Annotated in this window: 3 protein-coding genes; 2 read left to right on the plus strand and 1 reads right to left on the minus strand. The window is 45.0% G+C overall.

Annotation, left to right across the window (positions count from 1 at the left end; translation table 11 throughout):
- Window positions 1-335 precede the first annotated feature (335 nt).
- Complete coding sequence (locus QUA56_RS36345; RefSeq protein ID WP_333368834.1) at window positions 336-545, minus strand: hypothetical protein; 210 nt, start codon at window positions 543-545, stop codon at window positions 336-338.
- Between the two features lie 170 nt (window positions 546-715).
- On the opposite strand from QUA56_RS36345, the gene QUA56_RS36350 reads away from it, so the two are divergent.
- Window positions 716-1,366, plus strand: a complete 651-nt coding sequence (locus QUA56_RS36350; RefSeq protein ID WP_333368837.1) for an ATP-binding protein — start codon at window positions 716-718, stop codon at window positions 1,364-1,366.
- 437 nt (window positions 1,367-1,803) lie between these two features.
- On the plus strand, window positions 1,804-2,142 hold the full coding sequence (locus tag QUA56_RS36355) for a DUF3593 domain-containing protein (RefSeq protein WP_333368840.1): 339 nt from the start codon (window positions 1,804-1,806) through the stop codon (window positions 2,140-2,142).
- Window positions 2,143-2,411 lie beyond the last annotated feature (269 nt).

Raw genomic sequence — 2,411 nt, forward strand, 5'->3', positions numbered from 1 at the left:
GTGGAGCGACCGTAAGACCTGAACAGAGTAAATCTGTTAAGGCTGGTGCGAAATCCCCTAGGGGACGGAAGCAGAAACCTAAGTCGTGAGTCTTAGGAATCCCCGTGCGTTTACGCCGGGGTGGATGTCAAAGTCTGGGTAAGTTCTGTAACTGCCTTTCAACACCGATTTGTCTGCTGGACTTACGCGCGGGGGTCAAAAACCCGGTTTCCTCGTTAATTCCTCGCTGTCAAACCCAATATTCTGAGCAGAAACTGGGTTGTTGGCGTAAGTCCTAGTCTAGTGGATGGACGTGACTCGACGGTGTAAGGTTCGATCGCGCTCACGGATATTACTTACGCCTTGGGGATGAAAGCCCGCACATCAAGGCTCCCTTGCAGCGAACGGCGAACTGCCGGATTCCTTGAATACCAGGGATTCTGGAGCTTGCGACGGCTGCGGCAAGTGGCTGACTCCGACAGCGGATAAGTATTTGTAATCGATGCAGTGGGATTTTGCTGCGGAGGGCGATCGTTCTCCGTACAGGCGATCGGTAAATAAGCCAATTGGCTTATACTCTTAAGACATATTGCTGATGCGCTGCCTTCTCTAAAAAAGATAGCATTTTTGTGCGATCCCCGAAATAATACCGAGCAAGCAAGTATAAAAAAAATACAAAATGTGTCGGCGGGTGCGAAAATAGGGTACAGCTAATACTTTCAGACGAGGAAAATAGATGTCGAACAGCATAGATCAACTTGCAGAAGGCGGGAGGGGGATCAAACTCATGTGGCAGATTGCAGACGAGCTAAGTTACACCCGGACTCTCGACGGTCGAAATTGTTTGTCGCTGAGCAAAACTTACGAAGTAGAAGGTCGCAATCGAGCCCAAAATATAAAAAAGGCTAGCGTTTTAGATGGGTTAATGAATTTATTAAACACCTGGGATTGGCAGACTGAAACACAGCAGGAAGAAGAGCTGCATGAAAGTTGTTTTCAACACATTAGCCTGCAAGTCAACACAGATGTCAATGCTTTAACTCGAGTTTTGTTGTGGTTTGAGCAGTTGAAAGATTTATCGCTCCCCAATGAAGTTTGGTGGAAGTTTCAGTTGGCGTTGGCTGAAGGTTTCACTAATGCAGTTCGCCACGCTCATAAAAATCTGCCAGTAGAAACTCCTGTGCAACTGGAAATTACGGTGTTTGACGGACGGTGGGAACTCAAAGTTTGGGATTGCGGCCCGTGTTTTGATTTTGATGCTAAGCTCGAGGAAATTATGGCAGCAGATAGAAAAGGCTGTTTGGATTTAGAGGTTTTGAACGATGCTTGCTTGATGCCGAGCAGACAGAAAACTTTGGAACCGTCTCTATTTCTAATTGCTGGGTAGCTTTGGGGAGAGGGCAAATTAACAGACTTGAACCGTTAAAAATGTGTTATCCTAAAAACGGTGTTAGGGGAAAAATTACGGGTTTTGTCTCCGCGTGGGTCAGGGGTTTTGAATACTGCCGACCAATAATTTCAAAGGTGGTACCCGCCACGCGATCGCTCCGTGGAATCAATCCAAAATCTAAAATCTAAAATCCTCAAGCCCCCGACTCGATCCGTGGGGTCAATCTAAAATCTCAAATCTCAAATCTAAAATCGAATGACCTGCTGCGGCTTTGGTTAAGAGCTACGGGCTTGGGTGAGTCTCTAGCAGTTCGATAGAAACGGGTACATCTGTCGAATTAAATATTGAAAACTCAAAATTAAAAGTTAAAAATTATTCACACTAATTTTTGATATTTTAATTTATCATAGTATCTGGTCGCTCACCAGTTACTAATGATTTCCAAAGAAACTTTATTTGTTCTGTCTCTATTTCCCTACTTGGGATTTCTCTGGTTTTTGACTCGATCGGGAAAAACACCCCGTTTAGCTCTGATGGGATTTTACGGCACTCTCGTTTTTGTGGCTGTGACGATTCCCGCCGCAATTTACGCAAAAGTTGCCTACAACGAGTCGCTAGCAAATGTCGATTGGCTGCACGGTTCTGCAGAAGTATTCTTAACACTTGCCAATATTTTATTAGTTTTAGGCTTTAGAGAAGCGGTGATTAAAGCCAAAGCATCCTCACAGAATGGTGGCGGGGAACAAGGGTGTCTTTTAGATGGGGGAGAATAGCCGGGATCGTCTCAGTTTGGTATTTACTCTCCGCATAAATGCTCCAGAATAGCCGTAGTTAACAGTTAACTGTTAACATACCAGTTTGCGATCGGCCAACCTGCAAAATTTTAAGAAAGCATTAGAATATATGGAAACTCACCGAAAAAATGGGCGGAGCGTAGCGGAGGGCTGAAGCCGCGTCCTTCGCTCGACGGCTTTTGGTTCGGAATTGTCCGAAATTCCGGCTGATTGTGTTGTATAATCTTTTGTCTTCATATGTGAGTTTT

It is taken from the genome of Microcoleus sp. N3A4 (assembly GCF_036701805.1).
Taxonomy (GTDB): Bacteria; Cyanobacteriota; Cyanobacteriia; order Cyanobacteriales; family Microcoleaceae; genus Microcoleus.